At 68.8% G+C, this 19,686-nt stretch carries 15 protein-coding genes; 6 read left to right on the forward strand and 9 right to left on the reverse strand.

What is annotated here, in order from left to right:
- Window positions 1–589 (reverse strand): transglycosylase SLT domain-containing protein (locus VKA86_07900; GenBank protein ID HKK71126.1); only part of this gene is annotated, 589 nt, incomplete at its 3' end.
- 338 nt (window positions 590–927) lie between these two features.
- On the opposite strand from VKA86_07900, the gene VKA86_07905 reads away from it, so the two are divergent.
- Entirely contained in the window at window positions 928–2,037 is a 1,110-nt protein-coding gene (locus VKA86_07905; protein HKK71127.1) for a fasciclin domain-containing protein, read from the forward strand.
- Between the two features lie 76 nt (window positions 2,038–2,113).
- Here the strand turns inward: VKA86_07905 and VKA86_07910 are convergent, their stop codons facing one another.
- From VKA86_07910 to VKA86_07920, 3 genes are all read right to left on the reverse strand, one after another.
- Entirely contained in the window at window positions 2,114–3,388 is a 1,275-nt protein-coding gene (locus VKA86_07910; GenBank protein HKK71128.1) for an ABC transporter permease, read from the reverse strand.
- A complete protein-coding gene (locus tag VKA86_07915) occupies window positions 3,385–4,335 on the reverse strand; it encodes an ATP-binding cassette domain-containing protein (protein ID HKK71129.1) in 951 nt (316 codons plus the stop codon). The genes VKA86_07910 and VKA86_07915 overlap by 4 nt, the downstream gene beginning before the upstream one ends.
- 155 nt (window positions 4,336–4,490) lie before the next feature.
- Window positions 4,491–5,156 (reverse strand): hypothetical protein, encoded by a 666-nt coding sequence (locus tag VKA86_07920; GenBank protein HKK71130.1) that lies wholly within the window; start codon window positions 5,154–5,156, stop codon window positions 4,491–4,493.
- Between the two features lie 193 nt (window positions 5,157–5,349).
- Here VKA86_07920 and VKA86_07925 point away from each other — a divergent pair, with 193 nt between their 5' ends.
- On the forward strand, window positions 5,350–6,432 hold the full coding sequence (locus VKA86_07925; protein HKK71131.1) for an NAD(P)/FAD-dependent oxidoreductase: 1,083 nt from the start codon (window positions 5,350–5,352) through the stop codon (window positions 6,430–6,432).
- A 9-nt stretch (window positions 6,433–6,441) separates the two neighbouring features.
- On the opposite strand, the gene alaS is transcribed toward VKA86_07925, so the two are convergent.
- Together alaS and VKA86_07935 are read right to left on the reverse strand one after the other, a co-directional pair.
- Entirely contained in the window at window positions 6,442–9,096 is a 2,655-nt protein-coding gene (gene alaS / locus VKA86_07930; protein HKK71132.1) for an alanine--tRNA ligase, read from the reverse strand.
- A 20-nt stretch (window positions 9,097–9,116) separates the two neighbouring features.
- On the reverse strand, window positions 9,117–11,840 hold the full coding sequence (locus VKA86_07935; GenBank protein ID HKK71133.1) for a pitrilysin family protein: 2,724 nt from the start codon (window positions 11,838–11,840) through the stop codon (window positions 9,117–9,119).
- A 302-nt stretch (window positions 11,841–12,142) separates the two neighbouring features.
- Between VKA86_07935 and VKA86_07940 the strand changes: the two genes are divergently transcribed.
- The 3 genes from VKA86_07940 to VKA86_07950 all read left to right on the forward strand — a co-directional run bounded on the left by VKA86_07940 (window position 12,143) and on the right by VKA86_07950 (window position 16,329).
- On the forward strand, window positions 12,143–13,270 hold the full coding sequence (locus VKA86_07940; protein HKK71134.1) for a peptidylprolyl isomerase: 1,128 nt from the start codon (window positions 12,143–12,145) through the stop codon (window positions 13,268–13,270).
- Window positions 13,271–13,554: 284 nt separating this feature from the next.
- The gene (locus tag VKA86_07945) at window positions 13,555–13,872 is read left to right on the forward strand and encodes a hypothetical protein (protein ID HKK71135.1); all 318 of its coding nucleotides are present in this window, start codon (window positions 13,555–13,557) and stop codon (window positions 13,870–13,872) included.
- A 72-nt stretch (window positions 13,873–13,944) separates the two neighbouring features.
- A complete protein-coding gene (locus tag VKA86_07950; GenBank protein HKK71136.1) occupies window positions 13,945–16,329 on the forward strand; it encodes a TonB-dependent receptor in 2,385 nt (794 codons plus the stop codon).
- 10 nt (window positions 16,330–16,339) lie between these two features.
- On the opposite strand, the gene VKA86_07955 is transcribed toward VKA86_07950, so the two are convergent.
- Window positions 16,340–17,560, reverse strand: coding sequence for an MFS transporter (locus VKA86_07955; protein HKK71137.1), 1,221 nt, complete (start codon window positions 17,558–17,560; stop codon window positions 16,340–16,342).
- A 239-nt stretch (window positions 17,561–17,799) separates the two neighbouring features.
- On the opposite strand from VKA86_07955, the gene VKA86_07960 reads away from it, so the two are divergent.
- The gene (locus tag VKA86_07960; GenBank protein ID HKK71138.1) at window positions 17,800–18,213 is read left to right on the forward strand and encodes a hypothetical protein; all 414 of its coding nucleotides are present in this window, start codon (window positions 17,800–17,802) and stop codon (window positions 18,211–18,213) included.
- Window positions 18,214–18,216: 3 nt separating this feature from the next.
- On the opposite strand, the gene VKA86_07965 is transcribed toward VKA86_07960, so the two are convergent.
- Together VKA86_07965 and VKA86_07970 are read right to left on the reverse strand one after the other, a co-directional pair.
- Complete coding sequence (locus tag VKA86_07965; protein HKK71139.1) at window positions 18,217–18,519, reverse strand: GYD domain-containing protein; 303 nt, start codon at window positions 18,517–18,519, stop codon at window positions 18,217–18,219.
- A gap of 121 nt (window positions 18,520–18,640) precedes the next feature.
- The coding region (locus VKA86_07970) for an amidohydrolase family protein (protein HKK71140.1) at window positions 18,641–19,686 on the reverse strand (1,046 nt) is incomplete at its 5' end.

Raw genomic sequence — 19,686 nt, forward strand, 5'->3', positions numbered from 1 at the left:
CGACCACGCGCGTGGTGTGCAGGCCGTAGTCGCCGGCCGTTCCGGGCATGAACTGCCACCAGCCGACCGCGCCGGCGCCGCTGCGGGCGCGGGGCTCGACGCCACTCTCGATCACCATGACGAACTTCAGGTCGTCGGGCAGTCCACGCTCGGCGAGCTCGCGTTCGATCACGGGGAACGCGTCGCGCGAGCGACGGTGCCACTTCAGCACCCAGTGCCGGTTCACGAGGAAGCGGTACCACTCCTCCTCGAAGCGACGGTGCACCTCGGGGATCTCGAACGGCAGTCGCTCGCCGCAGAAGGTCACGGTCTCGGGGACGTCGAAGAGACGCAGCGGCATGCCTTCGGCGGGGACCTCGCCGGTGACCTCGATGCGGTCGACGCGATCGCTCAGGCGGCGGTAGTGCTCCAGACTCTCGCGCAGACGACGGTTGTCGCGCTCGAGCCGATCGAGCCTCTGCGACAGCGCGCGGAACTCCGAGCTCGTGTCGCCGGCGATCAGCGGTTGGTTCCCCGCGCGGGGAATCCCGATGAACAGGACGGCGAGGATGAGACTCCAGGTGGCGACGTGGGCGAACCAGCGTGGCACGGTGTCGATTCCGTTTCGCGAGAGGACCGGGGTCGCGTGGACCCGAGCAATTATAACGGAGACGCGGGGGCGCCGAGCAAGAGCGGCCGCAAGGAAATCGAAACATCGGAGCGGTGGACCGTGATGCTTCACGATCTCTTGACACCTCCGGGACCGTGACGAGGAAGCCGTGGCCACGACGGACCCCTTCTCGAACACCTTGTACGGCAAGCGGTGGCATCGAGAACCGCCGTCCCCCACCGTCGCATCCAACGACCCGGCTCCGACGAAAACGGTCGCGCACCCCGTGATCCCGCCCTGTCCCGGGTTCACGTTCACGCCAATCCGGAGAGAATCCATTGAAGAACAGTCTGATCGTCTTCCTGGTCCTGGGCCTGTTCGCCTTCGCGGGCTGCAGTGACGACTCGAACGTCGAGCCGATGGGCCCGGCGAACGACGCACCGACGGGCGAGGAGCAGTTCCCGGTCAACGAGGACATGCCCGGAGTCGAGACCGAGTTCGCCCTGCAGCGGACCGCCTCGGGCGACATCGTCGACACCGCCGTCGCCGCGGGCTTCGAGACCCTGGTCGCGGCCGTGCAGGCCGCCGAGCTCGAGGGCGCGCTCCGTAGCGACGGCCCCTTCACCGTGTTCGCCCCGACCGACGAGGCCTTCGCCGACCTTCCGGCCGGTCTGCTCGACGCACTGCTGCTCCCGGAGAACCAGGACAAGCTCCAGCAGATTCTGCTCTACCACGTGCTCGAGGGACAGGTGAACAGCGGCGACCTGCGCTTCTTCCAGCGGGTCGAGACCCTCGAGGGCAGTGACGTGGAGATCCTGCGCTTCTTCCGCCTGATCCTGGTCAACGGGGTCTGGGTCCAGCTCGCCGACGTGCAGGCCACCAACGGTGTGATCCACGTGATCGACGAGGTCCTCATTCCCGAGGGCTTCACGCTCGAGGATCCAGCCGAGCCGACCGACGACCTGGTCGACACCGCCGTCGATGCCGGGTTGAGCACGCTGGTCACCGCCGTGCAGGCGGCCGGTCTCGAGGAGACCCTGCGCAGCGAGGGTCCGTTCACGGTCTTCGCGCCGAGCAACGACGCCTTCGACCGTCTGCCCGACGGCCTGGTGGCCGAGCTGCTCGAGCCCGAGAACGTGGAGTTCCTGCAGGACCTGCTCCTGTACCACGTCGTGAGCGGCGCCGAGGTCCTGAGCACCGACCTGAACCGCTTCCAGCGCGTGGAGATGGCGCAGGGCGACAAGACCTTCGTCTTCAAGAGCCGTTTCGGGATCTTCGTGAACTTCTCGAGAGTCGTGGCGGCCGACGTGCTGGCCAGCAACGGTGTGGCCCACGTGATCAATCGCGTGCTCATCCCGCCGCACTTCTACGGCTACTTCGAGAGTCTGCCCGACCAGGTTCCCGAGATGAACATGCAGGTCCAGGAGCAGCTCGCGGGCGTGAACTGACGCCCACCGCAGTAGCCGGACACACGAAGGCGGGCGATCTCCGGATCGCCCGCCTTCTTCATGGGTGCCGTTCGCTTCAGTCCGACGCGCGCAACATCTTCATGATCTGCCCCCACCCCGGCGCCTTGCCGAAGTGCAGGATCGACAGACGGAAGAGCTTGGCCGCCAGCTGGAGCGAGCCCAGCACCGTCAGCAGCAACAGCACGACCGACAGGACCACCTGCCACAGCGCCGGATCCCCGATCACGATGCGGATGAACATGAGGATCGGCGTGAACAGTGGGATCAGGCTGAGCACCAGCGAGGTTCCGCTGTCCGGCGCCTGGATCGCCACCTGGAGGAGCAGCACCGGCAGCACGATCAGCATGGTGATCGGACCCTGGTACTGCTGGGCATCCTGCATGCTCGAGCACAGGGCCCCCACCCCCGCGTAGAGCGAGCTGTACAGCAGGAAGCCGAGCACGAAGAACACGCCGAACCAGATCCAGAGATCCACGCCGATCAACCCGATCTGGATGTCGAGGCCGGCCACCTGACCACCGAGGTTCGAGAACAAGCCACCGATCACCACCCAGATCACGAACTGGGTGAAGCCCACGAGGCCCTGTCCCAGCAGCTTGCCCATCATCAGCTGACCGGGCGTCACACTCGCGAGCATGACCTCGACCACGCGGGTCGACTTGTCCTCGATCACGGCCTGCATGGTGAACTGGCCGTAGAAGATCATCATGAAGTACAGGAGCATGATCATGGCCACGCCGACGAGCAGACGGCTCTGCATGCTCACGTCGTCCTCGGCGCCGACGCTGCGTTTCTCGAGGTTGGCCCCGCGCAGCACTTCGGCCAACTCCGCCGATCCGATCCCCAGCTCCCGCATGCGCTCCTGTTGGACGGCCTGGTCGAGGAAGTTCTCGAGGACCTCGACCCCGATCACGCCACTCAGGCTCTCGCCGTAGTACACGGCGCGGCCGGACTCGAGGAAGTCCTCGGCCAAGACCACGTAGCCGTCGAGCTCGTCGCTGCCGACCTCGGCGTCGAGGTCCGTGCGCAACTGCTCGAGTTCGCCCTCGGACTCGACCCGTGCGAACTCCGCCTGCAGGGGGAAACCGTCCCCCTGCGCCTGCGCGGCGGCGTCGAGCATCGACTGCAGTCGCTCGCCGGCCTGGCCGTCGCCCGGATCGACGATGACGATCGACTGGCTCTCGGGCCCGGTGCGCTCGGCCAGCAGCGCCGGCCCGAACATCATCGCCGCGATCAACACCGGCCCGAGCGCGGTGCCCAGGGCGAACGATCGCGTCCGGACCCGCTCGAGGTACTCCTTGCGGACCACGATCCACAGCTTGCCACTCACGCCGACACCCCCTGTGCGCTGTCCATCTCGTGTTCCTCGAGCTGCAGGCCCTCGCGCTCGACCTCGCGGACGAAGATGTCGGTGAGAGGTGGCCGGACCGCCGAGAAGTGGTCGACCTCACCGCGCCCGGTCAGCTCGCGCAACAGCTCCTGGTGTGGCAGCCCGTCGCGCATCTGCACGCGCCAGCGCGTACCCTGCTCGAACACCTTCTCCACTGAGTCGAGCGACTCGAGCGTCGCGGTGTCGAAGGACCCGGCCACCTCGATCGTGTCGACCGGATAGCGCTCCTGGATCTCGTCGAGCCCACCGTCGAGCAGCTTCTTGCCGCGGTGGATCAGCACGATGTGGTCGCAGATCTTCTCGGCCTGCTCGAGCACGTGCGTGCTGAAAAGCACCGTACGCCCGGCTTGGCGCTGCTCCTGGATGATGTCGGTGAGCAGGCGCGTGTTGATCGGATCGAGTCCGCTGAAGGGCTCGTCGAGGATGATCAGGTCGGGCTCGGGCAGCACGCAGGCGATGAACTGCACCTTCTGCTGCATGCCCTTGCTCAATTCGTCGACCTTCGCCTCGGCGCGATCGGCCAGGTCGAAGCGCTCGAGCCAGGCGTCGGCCTTGGCCGCGGCCTCGGCGGCGGCCATGCCCTTGAGCCGCGCCAGGTACACGATGTGGTCGTGCACCTTCATCTTGCGGTACAGCCCGCGCTCCTCGGGCAGGTAGGCCACGCGATCGGTGGCCGCGCGGTCGAGCGGACGTCCGGCGAGCAGGATCTCGCCCGCGTCGCGCACGTAGATGTTCATGATCATCCGGATGGTCGTGCTCTTGCCGGCGCCGTTCGGGCCGAGCACGCCGTAGATCGATCCCGGGGGCACGCTCAGGTCCAGACCTTCGACGGCCACGAAGTCGCCGTAGGTCTTGCGTACCCCGCGGAGCTCGAGGATGGGCGCCATGGGGTCTCCTCGGGTGGCGGGTGGTCGAAAGAAGTCAGACTACGCCAGCAGGACCGCGATGTTGCAACGAGGAATCGTGATGCCGACCCGAGGGCACATCGAACGGGCCCCGCCGGCACGGCGGAGCCCGTCACGGACGGCGGGGCGGGCGGGGGTCAGTCCTGACCGACGATCCCGGCCTTCAGGGCCCCGAAGCTGGACTCCTCGGTGTCGACCGGGGACTCGTTGATGACGAGGCCGCCCGAGGAGGCGAAGGCGCGCACGCAGCCGGTGGGGCCGGTCGGCGTGAAGCACTCGTTGCCCACGGCGTTCTCCTCGGCCCAGGTCATCGCGTCGGGGATCGAGGGGTCGGGGACCGGCGCGAGGGTCACTGGCGCTTCCTGGATCAGTCCCACGGTGACCAGTGAGATCGTGGCCAGCAGCAGGGGCGAGCTCTCGGCGAGCAGCACCTGCGTGGTCCCCACGATGAAATCCGGCGGGGATCCGACGTTCAGCGCACCGGCGGGGTTCAGGGCGACGCCGACGCTGAACACGTCGGCCGGCAGCTGCAGGCTCGCCTCCCAGGCGAACAGGCCGTTGAATTCGTTCTCCGACGGAACGCCGATCTCGGAGTAGTCGATGTCGGCGATGATGTACACGGTCGCGCTCCCTCCGGCCTCCACCTGGAGCGAGGGAACGTAGCTGGTCGGCGACGCGCTGGCGTAGATGGCGCCCAGGGACTGTCCGACGGTCTCGGAGTCACCCTGGGCAACCGCCGGCGAAGCGGAGACGGCGAGGAGCAGGAAGGCAGGGAACAGGAACGCGAGTTGTCGCAACGGCATGGAGTCTGACCTCGTGAGACGAGCGGGCTGGGAATCGACGGCGCGGAATCCGGTGTTCCGGCGCTCCGGTCGACTGGATTATCCCCGGAATCGCCCGGCTGCGTCAAATCGACCTCTGGCCGAACCCCGGACCCGGCCGATCGCGGTTGGCCGTCGGATCGGTGTGGCCTAGCTTGGCGCGTCGGAGGAAGGCATGACGAATCGCTCACCCGCGCGGCCCCTGGTCGTGGTCGGCGCCGGACTCAGCGGCCTGGTCACCGCGTCGATCCTGCGCGGCCAGGGCGTCGAGGCGGTGCTCCTGGAGGCGCGGGACCGCCCCGGAGGCCGGATCCAAACCGTGAGCGGTGGCGACGGTCGGGGGGCCTTCGAGCGCGGAGCGACCTGGTTCGGCCCGAAACACCCCCACCTCGTGCGGGTCGCCGAATCGCTCGGCGTCGGCCGCTTCGACCAGGCCTTCGAGGGCGGCGGCCTGGTCGACCTCGGCCCGCGCGGTGTGCAGTCGCTGGACTTCCCCCCACCGCCCGAGCCGACCTTCCGCTTCCGCGGCGGAAGCAGTGCCCTGATCGACGCCCTGGTCGCGACCCTCGCTCCCGCGCAGATCCGGTACGGGATCCGTGCGACGACCCTGCGCCACCGGACGGACGCGATCGAGATCGAGGTCGAAGACGGAACCGGCCGGGCCGACACCATCGTGGCCGACCGCGTGGTCACCACCCTGCCCCCGCGCCTGCTCGCCCGTACGGTGGACTTCGAGCCCGCCCTGCCGCCGGCGGTGGCAGGCGTGCTCGCCGGCACCCCCACGTGGATGGGCCACGCCGTGAAGTTCTGGGCGCGCTACGCCGAGCCCTTCTGGCGCGGGCGCGGTGGAGGCTTCGGCGTCGCGCACGCGGGAATCGTGGAGGAAGTCCACGACCACAGCGACGCCGACGGCGATCCCTTCGCGCTGACCGGCTTCCTACGTCCGGGTTCCCATCTCGAAGACCCTGGGCGGCGCGACGAACGCACACTCGACCACCTCGCGCGCTTCTTCGGCCCCGAGGCGACCACCCCGCTCGAGTTCGACGCATGCAGCTGGCCGCACGAGCGCTTCAGCAGCGACGTCGACGCGAAGGCAGTTCCGGTGGGCACGCAGTACGGCGATCCGCGCCTGTGGGTGCCGCAGTTCGGCGGACGTCTCCTGCTGTCGGGCACGGAGACCTCACGCGAGTACGGAGGCTACATGGAGGGCGCCGTGATCAGCGGACTGCGCGCCGCGGCGTGGGCTGCCGAAGGCTGAGCGCTCGGCTCAGCTCCGCGCCGTGTGGACCACGTCGCGGGCCGCGGCCAGGGCATCGTCGAGTTTGTCGACCTGCTTGGCACCGGCCTGAGCCAGGTGGGGCTTGCCGCCACCTCCGCCGCCGGCCACGGCCGCGATCGGCTTGATCAGGTCGCCGGCCCGCAGACCGTCCTTCACGAGGTCGTCGGTGACCACGGTGATCAGCGTGCCCTTGCCGTCGAGCACGGTGCCGAGCACGCCGACCCCGGTGCCGAGCTTGGCGCGCAGCTCGTCGGCCATGTTCATCAGGGCCCCGCGGTCGGGGACGTCGATCCGCGCGCTCACCAGCTTCAGCCCGTCGACCTCGTCGGCCTTCGCCACCAGGTCGCCGACCACGTCGCCGGCCTGGGCCTTGCGGGCCTCCTCGAGCTGGACGCGGAGCTGCTTGACCTCGTCCTGCAGCGAATCGACCCGAGTCTCGATCTCGTCGGGGCGGGCGCTCAGGCGCTCGCCGAGATCGCGCAGGATCGCGTGCTCGTGCTGCGACAGGCGCACGGCCGCCTCGCCGGTCACGGCCTCCACACGCCGCACCCCGGCGGCCACCGCGCTCTCGCCGGTGATCCGGAACAGACCGATCTGCCCGGTGTGGTCGCAGTGGGTGCCGCCGCAGAACTCGGTCGACACGTCGGACACCTGCACCACGCGCACGGTGTCGCCGTACTTCTCGCCGAACATGGCGATCGCGCCCATGGCCCGCGCGTCGTCGATCGGCACGTCGACGTGCTTGCTCACCTCGAAATCGCGCAGGATCTGCCGGTTCACCTCGGCCTCGAGTGTGTCGAGCATCTCCTTGCCGAGTGCGCCGTCGTGGTGGAAGTCGAAGCGCAGCTTCTGTTCGTTCACCAGCGAACCGGCCTGCGTGGCGTGCGTGCCCAGGTGCTCGTGCAACGCGGCGTGCAGCAGGTGCGTGGCGGTGTGGTTGCGCATGGTCGCCACGCGCTTCGGCGTGTCGACCTCGGCCGTGACCACCAGCGATCCCAGGTCGTCGCGCTCGAGCGAACCCTCCACCAACCGCACGCGGGTCACCGGCCCGCCGCTACCGGGTTGGGTGTCGAGGACCTCGAGCACCAGCCGCTCGCCGCGGATCGAGCCGGTGTCGCCGACCTGCCCACCGCTCTCGGCGTAGAACGGTGAGGGGTCGATGCTGACCTCGTACTCGTCGCCGTCGAGCGGGCGCACGCCCAGGATCCGCGCCTCGGTGCGCAGGGTGTCGTAGCCGACGAAGCGCACCGACGCGCGGTCGGCGCCGGGCTCGCCGTCGATCCAGCGCCACTCCTCGCCGCGCTCGCCCGCCTGGAACTTCCCGGCGGCCCGCGCGCGCTCGCGCTGCTTCTCCATCTCGTGGGCGAAGCCCTCGGTGTCGACCGTCAGGTCCTGCTCCTCGGCCATGACCGCGGTGAGGTCGACGGGGAAGCCGTAGGTGTCGTGCAGCATGAAGGCCTGCTCGCCGGTGATCCGGCGGTCGCCGCGCTCGACGGCCTGGTCGGCGAACTCGCCGAAGCGCTGCAGACCGCGGTCCAGGGTCTGGAGGAAGCGCTCCTCCTCCACCCGGATCACGCGCTGGACGTGCTCGCGGGCCTCGCGGAGCTCGCGGTAGTGATCGCCCATCTGCTCGATCACCACGTCGGCGCAGCGGTACAGGAAGGGCTCACCGAAGCCGAGGTTGCGCCCGTGGCGCACGGCCCGACGCAGGATGCGGCGCAGCACGTAGCCGCGTCCGTCGTTGCCCGGCCGGCCGCCGTCGGCCACGGCGAAGGTCAGGGCGCGGATGTGGTCGGCGATCACCTGCATGCTCACGCGCTGTTCGTCGTCGCCGCGGTCAGCCCCGCTCTCGCGGGCGACCCAGTCGAGGATCGGCGTGAACAGGTCGGTCCCGTAGTTGCTGGTCACGCCCTGCTTCAGCGCGGCCAGGCGCTCCAGGCCCATGCCGGTGTCGACGCTCTGCAGCGGGAGGGGTTTCATCGTGCCCTCGCCGTCGCGGTCGTACTGGATGAACACCAGGTTCCAGATCTCGAGGTAGCGATCGCTGTCGTTCTCGCCGAGCGGGCGGTCATCACCCTGGGCCAGCTCCGGCCCCTGGTCGTAGTGGATCTCGGTGCACGGGCCGCAGGGACCGGTGTCGCCCATGCTCCAGAAGTTCTCCTCGTCGCCCTTCTCGATGTCGCCCAGGCGATGGATCCGGTCGGCGGGCACACCCACGACCCCGTTCCAGATCTCGAAGCTCTCGTCGTCGTCCTTGTAGACGCTGATCAGCAGCTTGTCCTGGTCGAGCTCCATGGTCTTCGTCAGGAACTCCCAGGCCCACTCGATCGCCTCGCGCTTGTAGTAGTCGCCGAAGCTCCAGTTGCCGAGCATCTCGAAGAACGTGTGGTGACGGCCGTCGCGGCCCACCGCCTCGAGGTCGTTGTGCTTGCCGCTCACCCGCATGCACTTCTGCGCGTCGGCCGCGCGCACGTAGCTGCGACGCTCGGTGCCGAGCAGCAGGGCCTTGAACTGATTCATGCCAGCGTTGGTGAACAGCAGGGTGGGGTCGTCCTGCGGGATCAACGTGGCGCTCGGCACGATCTCGTGGCCGCGCTCGGCGAAGAAGTCCAGGAAGGCCTGGCGGATCTCGTGACTGGTCAGCATGGGCTCCGGTTCCGTTCCTAGCGGGATTCGGCGGGGTCGGCGCCGCGGCCGTCGGTGCCGCGCACGATGCCCAACGCGTAGGGCTGGTCGACGAAGTGCTCGCGGGCCACACGGGCCAGGTCCTCGCGGGTGACGTCGCGGATGCGCTGCTCGTAGGTGTCGATCCGCTCGAGGTCGAATCCACCCAGCAGGGCGGCGGCCATCCGCCCGCTGCGGGCAGCGTTGGTCTGCGCGGACACCTTGTACGAGCCCACCAGATAGTTCTGGGCGCGCTCGAGTTCCGGGGCCGAGGGCGGTTCGTCGGCCAGGCGCGCGTGCAGATCGGCCACGAGCTCGATCACCGTATGCTCCTCCTCGGGCGAGCAGGCGACGAAGGTCCCGAAGAAGCCACCGAGCGTCCGCGTGGCACTGAAGGTCGAGACCTGGTAGGCCAGCCCGCGGCGGCCGCGGATCTCCTCGAAGAAGGTGCCGCCCAGCCCCCCCGTGATCGCCGACAGGACCTCGAGTGCCGGGGCATCGGGATGACGGCGGTCGACCGTTGGATAGGCCATCAACAGCGCCGTCTGGGCCCGTTCCTTCTCCATGGCCACGTCACGATTGCTCAGCAGGCTGGGCAACTGCTCGATGCGCTCGGCCGCGTAGAAACCGTCGATCGTGTTCGGCGAGGGCCGGCCCGTCACCCGCCACTCCTCGGCATAGGTCTTCACGAGCTCGAACACGAGATCGGCGTCGACGTTCCCGGCCACGCTCAGGACCATGGTCTCGGGCCGGACGACCTCGTAGTGGTGCTGGTCGACACGATCGGCGTCGAGGTACTGCAGGACGTTGGCGAGACCCAGCTCGGGCAGGCCGTAGGGATGCTCCGCGAACAGGGCGGCCCGCATCAACTGGACGGCCATGGCCGACGACTGATCCTCGACCGCCTGGATCGCGGCCCGGTGCTGACGGAATTCCTTGGCGTACTGCTCGGCCAGGAAGTTCGGCCGCGTCACGACGTCGAACAGGACGTCGAAGGCCGCGGCGAAGTCCTCCGACCGGCTGGCCACGGCGAATCCGAGCCAGTCGTCGGTGGCCACGCGGCGGATCTGCGTGCCCATCGACTCGATCTCGGCCGCGAGCTGCTCCACCGACCGGTTCTGGGTCTGCTTGACCATCAACCGCTGCATCAACTGCGTGACACCACTGATGTTGCGGAACTCGTTGGTCCGGCCGCCGAGGAAATACATACCGGCCGTGACGGTGGGCGCGTCGGGGTTCTCCTCGACCACCAGGACACCCCCACCGGGCAGGTCGAAGCGTGACCGTTCGCCCTCGTCGGCCGGGGACGAGGCCAGGCGCTCGGCCCACGACTCGATCTGCTCGCGGGGCAGCAGGCTCGGGCGCTGGTCGGGCAGGTCCGGAACGTCCATCTCCCGGACCGCCGCCAGGACCGCGCCGTAGAGGTGCTCGCGCTGCTCCTCGGCCGTGCGCTCGCCGATGACCTCGGGCGTGACGTATTCCAGCAACGACGCGTTGTCGAAGGTCAGATAGGTGTTGGCCACCCGCTTCACGTCCTCGGCCCGCACCGAACGGAGCTCGGCCAGTTCCCGGTCGTAGAGACGATACCCACCCTGGGCCTCGTAGGCCGCCAGCATGTTGGCCTGTCCCAGGACCTCTTCCTGTCCGAAGGCCTCGGCCGCCTCCAGGATACCCCGGGCCCGGTCGAGCTCCTCGTCGGTCGGACCGAACAGCTTCATGCGTTCGACCTCGACGAAGAGTTCGCGACCGACCCAGTCGGTCTGTTCGGGATCGTAGGTGGCGCTGATCTCGAACATGCCCACGTCGTCGTACTGGTAGCTCGCGGCGTTCACCGTCGACACCAGGCCCATGTCCTCGCGCAGGCGGGCCTGCATGCGGCTGCTGCGACCGGTGGCGAGCACCGTGGCCAACACGTCGAGCGCGGCGTTGTCGGGGTGGTTCTCCCCCGGGGTGTGGAATCCCAGGAAGGTGTAGCCACGGATCAGCTGCCCGCGCAGGCGCCGGTAGCGGAATTCCTCCTGCTGGGGCTCGTCGGGTCCGGTGTGTTGCCGGAGATGGCCGCGGGGCATGTCGCCGTACAGGCTCTCGACCTCGGACAGGACCTTCGCCGGGTCGACGTCGCCCACCACGGTGAGCACGACGTTCGTCGGCCGATAGTGGTCCTCGTACCAACGGACGAGCTCTTCTCGGTCGATCGAGCCCAGAACGTCCTCGGTCCCGATTCGCCACCGCTGCATCCGATGGTGGTCGAAGGCCAGGTCGAACATCTTCTCGCGGCCGTAGGCACCGGGGTTGTCGAGCTTGCGCCGGGCCTCCTGCAGGATCGCCTGCATCTCGCGCGAAAGGACGTCCTCGTCGAACAGAGGGTTCTGCAGCGCGTCGGCCTGGATCTCGAGACCCTCGCGCCACCGTTCCGCGGGAAGCACGACGTAGTAGCTGGTGCGATCGTAGATCGTGCCCGCGTTCAAGGTCCCTCCGTGGGCCTTGGTCTCGCGGCTGATCGCCTCGGGATCGGGCCGCGACGGTGTCCCGTTGAAGAACATGTGCTCGATCACGTGGCTGATGCCGGCCAGTTCGTCCGGTTCGTGGAAGTATCCGGTCTTCACGTGCGTCACCACCGCGGCGACGGGGGCCGAGCGGTTCTGCTTGATCAGCAGGGTGAGACCGTTGGACAGCGTGTGGCGCTCGACGCCCGTGGTCAGACTGGACGGTACGACTTTCATGGCGGCTCCTTGCGCGTTCGGGGCCATCGTGGGGGCGTCGTCGGCCGGGCCGCTGGCGCACGCGAGAAGGCCGAGCAGGCCCAGGAGGGCCACACCGCGGGCGCGAGAGGCGAGCACGGATCGGAGGGAGCGTCGCACGACCATTCCTTGGTTGCCTGGGATTCGGTGGGATCGAGAGAGGTTAGGGAGGGCCCCCGACACCGTCAAGAGAGCCCACCCTTGCACGATCCGGCCGCTGTGGCGACCATGCCCGGGGTTTCGACCCGAAGCCCTTCCCCGACTCCACCCGAGGAATTGCGATCATGATCCTTGTCCGACACTCGCCCCGTTCGTTCGCGCTGCCTCTGCTGAGCATCATCCTGCTCGCCGGCAGCGCCTGCGCGAACTCCGAGAGTTCCGATCCGTCGTCCGCCGACGACGGCCTCGTGCCCGTCGAGGACGGCATGTACGCGATCTTCCGCACCTCGATGGGCGACATCGTCACCCGTCTGCACTACGACAAGGTCCCGGTGACGGTCGGTAACTTCGTCGGCCTCGCCGAGGGTACGAAGACCTGGACCGATCCGCGGACCGACGAGGAGCGCACCGAACCGCTCTACGACGGAACCACCTTCCACCGCGTGATGCCCGACTTCATGATCCAGGGTGGCGATCCCCTGGGCACCGGGACGGGGGGGCCTGGCTACCGGTTCATGGACGAATTCGACCCGAGCCTGCGGCACGACGGGCCCGGCGTCCTGTCGATGGCCAACGCGGGCCCGGGCACCAACGGCAGCCAGTTCTTCATCACCCACAAGGCCACGCCGTGGCTCGACGACAAGCACAGCGTGTTCGGCGAGGTGGTGTCCGGACAGGACGTCGTCGACGCGATCGGCAACGTCGAGACCGAGGGCCAGAACACCCCGGTCGAGCCCGTGACGCTGGAGACCGTGGAGATCGTGCGCAAGGGCAGTGAAGCGGAAGCCTTCGACGCCGCGGCCGCCTTCGCCCGCGCCGCCGAGATCGCGGCGGAGCGTGCGGCCGAGAAGCAGCGGTTGCTGGTCGAGAAGCTGACCGAGGCCGCTCCGAGTGGGAGCGAGGACGACATCGTGACCCTCGAGAACGGCCTGATGTACGTGGTCACCGAAGCCGGGAGCGGCGCGAAGCCCGCCCGCGGCGACACGATCTCGGCCCACTACACCGGCTACCTGATCGACGGCACCAAGTTCGACAGCAGCCTCGACCGCGGAAAGCCCTTCGTGGTGCCGATCGGCGTCGGCAACGTGATCAAGGGCTGGGACGAGGCCTTCCTCACCATGGAGGTCGGCGAAAAGCGTCGCCTGATGATCCCGCCCGAGCTGGGCTACGGCGCCCGCGGTGCGGGCGGCGTGATCCCGCCGAACGCGCACCTGATCTTCGACGTCGAGCTGCTCGACGTGAAGCCACAATAGGCGCCGCCGCGACTGCGCATCGGAACGCCGCTCCCGTCCGGGGGCGGCGTTCTGCGTGCCGGACCGGCTCTTCGGCACGACCATCGTCCGGCGGACGCGTCGGGTGGTTGCGGTCCCCGCCGTGCATGGAAATCGTGATCCCGGCCGGTCCCGGGTTCTACGCACCCGGCCGGGGGCCTAGACTTCGGTCGGAGAACGGAACCGGAATCCGACCGGAACGCGATCGGATCCGGGCCGGTTTCTCCGAGCAGGATCGGTCCGAGCACCGGGGCCCGGGAGGAAGCGTGACCAGTCCACGGCGACGCATTCCGTATCTGCTGGCGATCCTGCTCGTCGTCGCACCGCCGTTGGTCTCGAGCGCCCACCTCCTGCTCGATCGCGGATGCGATCACTCCGTGTCCGTCGACGACATCGATCCGGACCCGTGCCCCTTCCTGTCGATTCTCCTGCACGCCGCCCCCGCGATCGGGGAGTCCCCCGCCGGCGTGCCCGCCCCCGAGACGGTCGCCGGGACCCTCACCACGACCGCGCCGCGTCCCCCCGAGTCCGGAACGGCCGCGGCCTGTTCGTCGCGCGCCCCTCCTCGCATCGACAGCGTCTGACCTTCGTCCCGGCCACCACTTCCGGTGACCGGTGCTCATGCGTCTTCGTGTCGACCTCACCGAGGAGGAACCATGTTCCGTGCCCTGCCGTTCCTGTTGCTGTCATTGCTCGTACTCGACCCGATGTCTTCCGCCGCGGCCGACGAGGCCCGTGTGGTCGAGGGCACCATCCGCGACGTCGACGGCACACCACTGTTCGTCGTCGACGTCCGCGCCGTCGACCCGGGGATCGCCGGCCTCACCGGTCGCGACGGGACCTACCGGCTCACCGGTCTGCCGGCCGAGCAGGTCACGCTGCGCTTCCGTCGGTTGGGATTCCGGACCGTGGTCCGTGAAGTCGACCTTCGCGACACCGACCGGGCCGTGATCGACGTCACGATGGAGGTCTCTCCTCTGCTCGGCGAGGAAGTCGTCGTCACCGCCAACGCCCGAGCGAAGAAGACGGTGAGAACCGTGCGAAGCACCGACGTGATCGCGTCGGACGCGGTGCGCCAACACCGTTCGGCATCGCTCGGCGACCTTCTCGCGTCGGAGGTCGCCGGCGTCTCGAACGTCTCGACGGGATCGCAGGCGGGCAAGCCGGTACTCCGCGGGCTGACCGGACTGCGGATCCGCTCGGCCTTCGACGGCGTGGCCGACGAGTACTACCAGTACGGGATCCGCCACCACCCCACGACGTCCCTGCTCAACGTCGACCGCGTGGAGGTCGTGCGCGGACCGGCCAGTCTCCTGTTCGGTTCCGATGCTCTCGGCGGCGCCATCAACATGCGTCTCAAGCCGATCCCGTCGGCGACCGGTTCACTGCCCCCGATCCGCGGTCGCGTGGGCGGACACTTCTATTCGAACAACGGCGAGCGGGCCGGCGAGATCGACCTGGCCGTGGCCCGCGGCGCTTTCGGCGCGCGCTTCGGCATCGAACGTCGCGTGGGAGACGAATTCGAGACCCCCGACGCGACCAGCTTCTTCGAATCGAGTGCCGGTGGATCCGGCGGCGACCCGAAGTACACCGGCGAGATCCCCTTCACCGACTTCGAACAGTGGTCGACCTTCGCCAGCGCGGGCGTGAAGGGCGAACGAGGGTCGCTACGCGTGTCCTACGACCACTGGTCGACCGACGAGAACTTCCTGCTGCCGGGTGGCGGCCCCGTGGGCAGCGCGACGAACCCACCACAGGGGATCGGTGTGTTCCTCCGCTCGTCGCACCTGCGTCTCGACGGCAACTGGCTCCTCGACGGCTTCGCCTTCGAACCCACGCTGCAGTGGCAGCGCGCCGAGCGCGAGGCCAACGCCCCGGGAGCACCTCGGGAAGCCGATGCCGATCCGGACGTCGACCTGCAACGAGACGTGATCACCGCGCGGCTCGAGGCGATCCACGTTCCGCTCCGGGGGTTCGAGGGAACGCTGGGACTCGAGTTCCAGACCCAGGACGGCGAAAGCCGCGGCCCCGTCGCTCTGGAACCAGAGTCCGAACTCTGGAACCTCGCCCTCTTCGCCTTCGAGGAGTTCGAGGCCGGCCGCGTGACCTGGGCGGGAGGGCTGCGCTACGACCATCGGTCGCAGGAAGCGTCGCCGAATGCCCTCACCGAGGACCCCGACCGGCTGGAGCAGACCTACGACGAAATGTCGGGATCGATCGGAGCGAACGTCCTCCTGATCGATGGCCTCTCCGTCGCCGCGAACGTGAATTCGGGCTTTCGTGCACCCAGCGTTTTCGAACTCTACGCCAACGGCGTGCACGGAGGGGTCGCCGCCTTCCAGCGCGGTCGACCGGATCTCGATTCCGAGCGGTCGCTGGGGGCCGAACTCTCGCTGCGCGCATCGCGTGCGCGACTGCAGGGCGAGGCGACGGTCTACCGCAACTCGATCTCCGACTACGTGTACCTGCGCGACACGGGCGAAGTCACGGGGAACGACCTGCCCGTCTTCGAGTCCGACCAGACCGACGCCGTGATCCAGGGAGTCGAGGGTCACGCAGAATTCGCCGCCCGCCCCTGGCTGGCAATCGGCGGCCACTTCTCGGTGGTACGTGGAGAGGGAGACGACGTTCTCGGACCCGACGGCGAACTCGATGCCGATCTACCCGTACTCCCGGCGGATCATGTCGGCGCCCACGTCACGGTGTCGTGGCCGCAGTGGAAGGCCTTCCGCACGCCGAGGGCGCGCGCACGCCTGCGACGGGTCTTCGAGAAGGACGCCAGTGGTCCTTCGGAACCCTTCGCCCAGTTCGATCGTCCCGGGACCTTCGGCACCGCGTCCACCGACGCCTACACCCTGCTCGGGTTCGACCTGTCGACGACACTCGAACTCGGCGCCAACGAGATCGACCTGGCGTTCGAGGTTCGTAATCTGCTCGACGAGAAGCACCGTGACTTCCTCGACACCTACAAGGGCTACGTCCTCGGGCGGGGGCGCGACCTGCGTCTGCGCATGTCGGTGCCCTTCGATTTCGCAGAGTGAAGAACTGCGGTCAACGCGCGGCGGCGGCATCCGTGCCGCTGCCGCGACCGAGCAGGAGTGCCAGACCGACCAGCAATACCGAGACCGCCGCACCCACCGCGAAGGCGCCCTCGACGCCGGCCAGCGAGAATCCGACTCCGGCGACGATCGGACCCAGTGTCTGACCGCCGCGCAGGGCCACGGCATTCAGCGCCATGACCCCGGCACGGACCTCGCGATCCACCGACGACGCCAGCCACTGCATCAGCGTGGGGATGTTCATGCCGTTGCCCACGCCGAACAGGAATGCCGGAAGGAGCATCCACGCCAACGACGGCAGGAAGGGCACCACCGCCATCGATGCACCGTAGAACCCGTAGCTGATCACGAGCAGCCAGCGACGCCCGAGCCGCTCGGTGATCGGCGCCAGGCGTGAGGAGACCACCGCCGTGGCCACCGAGGCCACGAAGAACACCCCGCCGATGGTCTTCGACGACGCGTCGAAGCGCTCGTCCATCACGAAGGGCAGATAGGTGAGGTAACTGCCGTAGAGCACCAGGAAGGTCAGAAGGCTCCCTACCATGAGACCCAGGCGCCGCAGACCGAGGCTGCGCAGGATCCGTCCGAAGTAGCGGAGCATGTGCTCGGGCTCGCCACGCTGATGGTCGGGCAGCGTGCGCGCCGCCAGGATCGCGACCGGAATCGCGAGGACCGGCAACAGGAAGGGCAGACGCCAGTCGAGATCGGCCAGCAGACCACCCAACGGAGGGTAGATCGCCGTTCCGACGCTCAACACCGCGGCATTGGCGCCCATGGCCGAGACCTGACGCCGCCCGTGGTACAGGTCACCGATCAACGTCACGTTCAGCGACCCCAACGGCGCGGCCCCGATGCCCTGCACCAGACGCAGGACGATCAGGGTCTGCAGATCCGGCGCGAAGGCGCAGGCCACGCCGGCCACCCCGAACACCGCGAGCGCCGGCACGAGGACCGCACGCCTCCCCCAGCGGTCGGCCCAGGCCCCCAGCAAGGGCGACAGCACGACCCCGGGCAGAGTGAAGGCGGTGATCAGGTATCCGACCTCGTGGGCACCGACACCGAAGACGCGAGCGACCGCGGGGAACGCCGGCGCCACACTCGCCACCCCCAGGACGGCCATGAGCGTGACCGCAAAGATCGTCACGAGCGCCGGCGTGGGCCGAAGAGGCTCGAGCACCTCGGGATGGGGAGACCGTGGCTCGCGGGAGTCCATGCGGGAAACCATCCGCACGCGGGGAGGATTCGTCAATGCGCGGTGTCGTGGACTGGGGACACGGCCCCGGCATCTCGCCGTGCGAACGATCTCCGCGTCACAAGCCACGCTTTACACCGAGGGACTCCGTCGGTCACACTCACCGCAACCGAGAGGTGGGCCGGCGTCGACGCCCGTTGAGAGTCCACTCGCCTCGGGGGGCCGTGGGCGCCCGCCGGCCGCGCCGAGAGGAGCCCCCGATGTCCGTACGGATCCGCCGCGTCCAGTACTACACGGCGCACGCCGCCGACCGCCCCGGTTCGGCCTACCAGATCCTGCAACAGCTCTCCGACGCCCAGGTCGACCTGCTGGCCTTCAGCTGCCTGCCGATCGGCCCGAGCAGCCTGCACGTGACCCTGTTCCCCGAGGATCCGGACCGCCTGGAGCGTGTGGCCAGATCCTTCGGACTCGACCTGACCCCGCCGCAAGAGGCGATCCTGGTGCACGGCGACGACGAACTGGGTGCCCTGACCGAGTTGCACCGGCAGCTCTACGATCACCGGGTCGACGTGTATGCCACGACCGGGCTCACCGACGCGCAGCATTGCTTTGGTTACGTCATCTACGTCCGGCACGACGAGATCGACCGCGCGTGCGAGGCGCTGGGCTGCTGACCCTCAGCGCGAGATGTCTTCGAGCGCCTTCAGATAGCGCTCGTAGGGAAGCGCCTGCCAGCTCTCGGCGGCGACCGCGCCCTCGGCGCGCGAGAGCAGCGAGACCTTCTGTGCCGTCTCGGCGTCGGGTGCGTCGTAGAGGTCCATGAAGTCCCACGGCCCGAGCAGGGCGTAGTGGCCGATCCACTCGACCTCGGGACACGCGTCCTTCACCCGTTCCATCCACTGCCGACCCGCGGTGCGTCGGGTCTCGGCGTCGTGCAGGGCGTCCGGCGACAGACGGGTCATCAACACGTAGCGCGGCATGGTCCACCTCCCGGTCGTGGAGTCCGGAGCACGACCGACATCGGAGTGGGTCGGTCACGTCCCGAGACTAGCACCGCGCGCGGTGCGGACGGATTGGGTCGATTGCATCAGACCCGTGCGTCTAGTCGTCGGCCGGAGCCGGTCGATCCCGGTAGCGTTCGTACAGACGATCGTGCCGATCGGTGAGATCCACCTCGTGCCCGTCGATCCACATGCGTGCGACGGGTTCGCGGATCTCGAGCACGTCGCCGGTGGTGGCGATCAGGTGTGCGCGCTTGCCCACCTCGATGCTGCCCATGCGATCGTCGACGCCCAGGATCCGGGCCGGGTTCAGTGTGACGCTGGCCAGGGCAGCGCCGTCGGGCAGTCCGTGCGCCCGCGCCATGCCCGCGTGGAAGGGCAGGTTGCGCGCGATCGAATCGAACCAGCCGCCCGATCCGACCGAGATCGCGGCCACCACGCCGGCCTCGTGCAGCCGCCGGGCGCGTTCGAAGCCCGAGTGCACGCCCTCGAAGTCGCGGGCGGGCCGGGCCATCACGCGTTCGAGGATCACACCGACCTCGGCCTCGGCGAGCCGGTCCGCGACGCGGTGGGCATCGCGGCCGCCGACGATCACCAGTCGCAGTTCCTGGGCAGCGGCGAAGTCCAGGGCGCTCTCGATCTGCCGGGCGTCGTCGGCGTGGACGTACAGCGGGACCTCGCGATCGAGCACCGGGCCCCAGGCCTCGAACTCCAGGTTGCGTTCGGTGTGACCGGCTCCGCGCTCTCCGGCCGCGGCCCGGGCCCGGCGGTAGGCCCGCGCGCGATCGAGCAGGTCGGCCAGTTCCTGCACCGCCTCCTCGCGCTCGGCGATCTGCTTCTCCACCGGCGGGGCGTCACCGCCGTGACGCAGGCGCACGGAGGGCCAGTTCATGTGCAGCCCCGTGGGTCCGCCGACCATGCGCTCCTCCCAGGTCCATCCGTCGAGCGCGAGCAGCCCCGCGTTGCCGCGGACGTGCCGTCCGCCCGGCACCACGTTCGCGTGGGTGATCCCGTTCGACCGTGCCACCGGGATCAACTCCGAGTCGGGGTCGACCGACCGGTAGGCGTGCAGGCGGGCGTTGTGCTCGCCCATCTCGTTCACGTCCATGGTCGCGCGGACCGAGGCGATCTCGGTGAGCCCGAGCG

This window comes from Candidatus Krumholzibacteriia bacterium, from assembly GCA_035268685.1.
GTDB lineage: Bacteria > Krumholzibacteriota > Krumholzibacteriia > JAJRXK01 > JAJRXK01 > JAJRXK01.